This is a genomic window from Bacteroides sp. An269 (genome assembly GCF_002159755.1).
Lineage (GTDB): Bacteria > Bacteroidota > Bacteroidia > Bacteroidales > Bacteroidaceae > Phocaeicola > Phocaeicola intestinalis.
Map to the genome: position 1 here is coordinate 1 of NZ_NFJG01000181.1, position 4961 is coordinate 4961.

Here is a 4961-nt window from a genome sequence, read left to right on the forward strand (position 1 = left end):
GGATGAGTTTTTGAGGCATTTTCGCTTCTGTGATGAGGAAGATAGCGGGCTATCTGACGAAGAACAGGAGCGAAAAGGGCCAAAAAATCGCCCAAAGCACACACGAAAATAGATACATCAAGCCAAGAAAAACTTTTTGGAGAAATTCAAAACAGCTTCTCAATAGGAATATACTTGTTTTTCAGGATTGGATTAAAAGTGTGTTGAGCTGATTCACCACAGGAAGCCTTGCCTATTTCAGACATGCAAGTGTTTTCTGTGGTGTTTCTTTTTGTCCTGTCCTGCATCTTTCCTCATCACGGAAGTGAAACTAAGAAGCTGTTTTGAATTTATCGTGCGATGATTTGGGATGAGTTTTTGAGGCATTTTCGCTTCTGTGATGAGGAAAATAGCGGGCTATCTGACGAAGAACAGGAGCGAAAAGGACCAAAAAATCGCCCAAAGCACACACGAAAACAGATACATCAAGCCAAGAAAAACTTTTTGGAGAAATTCAAAACAGCTTCTAAATTCAAATACTCATTCCAAATCAGCGCACGACAAATTCGAAACAGACTCTATAATCTGGTTTTACGCGAAAAGTAAAAAGAAAGATGCCATACCACCAACTACCAGACAACAATCTGTACAATAATCCATGAATATGTACTTTTCTATATGGAAATATCGGCAAAAACGCCTTACATTTGCTTCCATATAATCATTCGATAACACTGAAAACACATGAAAAAGTACAACATGCTATGGACGCTACTGTTTTTGGGCAGCACGGCACATGCCCAAGACTGGCCAGAAGTGAAACCAGAAGCCCGACCGGGTAGCCGGTGGTGGTGGTTGGGTAGTGCCGTCGACCAAAAGAATCTTTCGTATAATCTGAAAAAATACGGCACAGCAGGACTGGGCAGCCTGGAAATCACTCCCATCTACGGTGTACAAGGAAACGAACAGAATGACATCGATTTTCTCTCGCCCAAATGGATGGAAATGCTTGAATATACCGAAGCTGAAGCTCAAAAAAACGGTATCAGCATCGACATGAATACCGGTACAGGCTGGCCTTTCGGAGGACCCGAAGTCACTATCGAAGAAGCTGCCACCAAAGCCATCTTCGAATCTTATCTGATAAACGGAGGAAAAGATGTATCATTGGATATATGCATCACTGACCCGAAAGAGAAAAAACGGCAGGAAGGTATTGCCAAACTAAGCCGGCTGATGGCATACGACGGGAAAGGCAAATGCCTCGACCTGACTTCGAAAGTAAACGAAGGAAAACTGATATGGAAAGCACCCGCAGGGGAATGGCAACTGGTTGCCTTATTCGAAGGAAAGACCCTGCAAAAAGTGAAACGTGCCGCACCCGGAGGAGAGGGGTATGTAATGGATCACCTGAATCCGAAAGCTGTAAAAAATTACTTTGCCAAATTCGACCAAGCTTTTAAGAAAAGCCAGACCGACTGGCCACGTTCCTTCTTCAATGATTCTTACGAAGTATATGGTGCCGACTGGACACCTGGACTGCTGGAAGAATTTGCAAAACGGAGAGGATACCGGCTGGAAGAACATTTTCCCGAATTTCTGGATGAAACACGTCCGGAAACCAGCAGACGTATCCTGTCCGATTATAGGGAAACCGTAAGCGAAATGCTGATAGACAACTTTACAACCCAATGGACCAAATGGGCACATGGACACGGAAGCACCACCCGAAACCAGGCACACGGTTCACCCGCCAACCTGATTGATACATACGCATCGGTAGACATACCTGAGTGCGAAGGCTTCGGACTGACCGACTTCCACATCAAAGGATTACGCCGTGACTCACTGACACGCCCCAATTTTTCCGACATTTCCATGCTGAAGTATGCTTCGTCGGCTGCACATATCTCCGGAAAGCCTTATACTTCTTCGGAAACTTTCACGTGGCTTACCGACCACTTCCGCACTTCCCTGTCACAATGCAAACCCGACATGGACCTGATGTTCGTATCTGGCGTAAACCACATGTTCTTTCACGGCACGCCATACTCGCCTCAAGAAGCAGCATGGCCCGGATGGCTGTTCTATGCCACTGTCAATATGTCGCCTACCAATTCCATCTGGCGCGATGCACCGGCATTCTTTAACTACATCACCCGTTGCCAGTCTTTCCTGCAAATGGGACAACCCGACAATGATTTCCTGGTATATCTTCCTATCTATGATATGTGGAACGACCTGCCAGGACGTATGGTAGCATTTGATATCCATAAGATGGACCAATATGCCCCCAAATTCATCAAAACCATCCAGACCATCATCCAAGGCGGATATGACGTAGACTATATCTCGGATGCATTCGTACGTACCACCCGGTACGAAGACGGGCAGCTGGTAACCAGCGGAGGAACCCGATACAAAGCACTGGTAGTGCCAGCCGCACGCCTGATGCCTGCCACTACCCTTAAAAAACTGATAAGTCTGGCACGAGAAGGAGCCACTGTGGCATTTGTCGAACAATACCCCGAAGACGTTCCGGGCTACAGCCAACTGAGACAGAACCGCAAAGCCTTTTCAGCTGTCTGTGCCGACCTTCCCCAAGCTGATTCCTTCGACAAGACACAATGCTTCGACTTCGGCAAGGGACGGATTATCATTGGTTCTGACTACCATCAGGTACTCGATGCCACCGGCACACCGGCAGAAGAAATAAAAACACGCTATGGCTTACAGTTCATCCGACGGACCAATCCCGACGGACACCATTACTTTGTATCCTGCCTGCAAAAACAAGACGTAAACGGATGGGCAACGCTTAATGTAGCCGATACCGCAGCCATGCTCTTCGACCCTATGACCGGTGAAAAAGGCATGGCACAGACACGCACGAAAGATGGTAAGCTACAAGTGCGCCTGCAACTGAAATCGGGCGAAAGCCTCATCGTACAGACATTCCGGGAAAAACCGGAAGGACAATCCGCATGGAAATACGGCTCCGAACAAGCATACAGCCTTAGCCTGGACCATGGATGGAAACTGGCATTCACTGAAAGCCATCCCAGCATCGAAGGCGAATTCGACATCGACACCCCCATGTCGTGGACAGAAATAGACCATCCCAATGCCACTATCAATATGGGAACTGCACGCTATACAGTAACTATCGACATGCCCCAGCTGAAAGCAGACGACTGGATTCTTGACTTGGGCGACGTGAGGGAAAGTGCACGTGTACGCATCAACGGACACGAAGCAGGAACTGTATGGGCCGTACCCTTCCGCCTGAAAATAGGAAAATGGCTGAAACCCGGCAAGAATACCCTCGAAGTAGAGGTAACCAACCTACCGAGCAACCGCATTGCCGACATGGACCGCAAAGGTGAACAATGGCGCATCTTCAAGGAAATAAACATGGTAAAGCTGAACTACGAAAAAGGAGACTACAGCCACTTGCAACCCATGCCTGCGGGACTGAACAGCTGCGTAAAACTGATTCCTGTAAACTATGATAAACTCTAACTCGAAAACACCTATGAATAAGATGAAACCAAACATTCTATTCAGCCTGCTGATAGCCGGATGGATTCCGGCTGCAGGCCTATCGGCACAAACCTACGACTTTACCTTTGCTCCCAACAAAGCGGATAAAGGAAGCACAACCATCTACATTACCCCCGATTCACTATATCCAGGAGAAGGACACTTCGGCTATGACCTCATTCCTGCCCCTGATGGAAAATCGGACCAGCCATTCTTCTTCTCGGTTGACGTACCCGATGGTAATTATCGCATCACCGTCACCCTAGGAAGCAAGAAAAAAGCAGGACTCACCACCGTAAGAGGTGAATCGCGCCGCTTGTTCCTGAACAGAATCCTTACCCGCAAAGGAGAATTCAAGACCTTTACGTTCGTTATCAACAAACGTAACACGGTTATTGACGGAGAGGAAAAAGTACGTATCAAACTACGCGAAAAAAACAAGTTGAACTGGGATGACAAACTCACGCTGGAATTTAATGGCAGCGCCCCTTGCGTAGCAAACATAAAAATAGAACGGGCAGACAATGTCCCTACAGTTTTCCTTGCCGGAAATTCTACCGTAGTAGACCAGGACAACGAACCGTGGGCAAGTTGGGGACAGATGATTCCCGCTTTCTTCAACGACCGCGTATGTTTTGCCAACTATGCCGAAAGTGGCGAACGTGCCGATACCTTCATCAAGGCAGGACGCCTGAAGAAAGCTCTCACGCAAATGAAACCAGGCGACTACATGTTCATCGAATTCGGACATAACGACCAGAAACTGAAAGGACCCGGCAAGGGAGCCTATTACTTCTTTGCTACCCAGCTGAAGACTTTCATCGATGAAGTACGTCTCAAAGGAGGCACTCCGGTCTTCGTTACCCCGACCCAACGCCGCTCATTCGATGAAAACGGCAAGATACTCGAAACCCACGAAGACTATCCCGATGCCATGCGCTGGGTGGCACAGCGCGAACAGGTACCAGTCATCGAACTGCACGACATGACCCGCACACTGTATGAAGCACTGGGAGTAGAAACCTCGAAGAAAGCCTTTGTACATTATCCTGCAGGCACTTACCCGGGACAGACTCGCGAACTTGCCGATAATACCCACTTCAACCCTTACGGAGCCTACGAAATAGCTCGCTGTATAGTAGAAGGAATCCGTGGGCTGAACCTTCCATTCGCTGCCTGTCTGAAAGACTATCAGCCTTTTGACCCAGCTCATCCTGATAATCCAGACAGTTTCCAATGGGATGACAGCCCATTCACCGAAATAGAGAAACCGGACGGAAACTGAGAAACTGTTTTGAATTTATCGTGTGCTGATTGGGGATAAGTTTTTAAGCTGTTTTGAGAAGCTGTTTTGAATTTCTCCAAAAAGTTTTTCTTGGCTTGATGTATCCGTTTTCGTGTGTGCTTTGGGCGATTTTTTGGTCCTTTCCGCTCCTGTT

The 4961-nt window shown here is 47.6% G+C and carries 3 protein-coding genes; all 3 read left to right on the plus strand.

Annotation, left to right across the window (positions count from 1 at the left end):
• The first annotated feature begins 339 nt into the window (after positions 1–339).
• The 3 genes from B5F71_RS18745 to B5F71_RS18755 all read left to right on the plus strand — a co-directional run bounded on the left by B5F71_RS18745 (position 340) and on the right by B5F71_RS18755 (position 4807).
• A complete protein-coding gene (locus B5F71_RS18745) occupies positions 340–585 on the plus strand; it encodes a hypothetical protein (RefSeq protein ID WP_158098154.1) in 246 nt (81 codons plus the stop codon).
• Positions 586–723: 138 nt separating this feature from the next.
• Positions 724–3501: a glycosyl hydrolase gene (locus B5F71_RS18750; protein ID WP_087213371.1), complete on the plus strand. Its 2778-nt coding sequence runs from the start codon at positions 724–726 to the stop codon at positions 3499–3501.
• 22 nt (positions 3502–3523) lie between these two features.
• Positions 3524–4807, plus strand: coding sequence for a rhamnogalacturonan acetylesterase (locus B5F71_RS18755; protein WP_087213374.1), 1284 nt, complete (start codon positions 3524–3526; stop codon positions 4805–4807).
• Positions 4808–4961: the final 154 nt, after the last annotated feature.

Coding starts and splice junctions, on each gene's coding strand:
- B5F71_RS18745 (WP_158098154.1), top strand. CDS start 340: ATGATTTGGGATGAGTTTTTGAGGCATTTTCGCTTCTGTGATGAGGAA.
- B5F71_RS18750 (WP_087213371.1), top strand. CDS start 724: ATGAAAAAGTACAACATGCTATGGACGCTACTGTTTTTGGGCAGCACG.
- B5F71_RS18755 (WP_087213374.1), top strand. CDS start 3,524: ATGAAACCAAACATTCTATTCAGCCTGCTGATAGCCGGATGGATTCCG.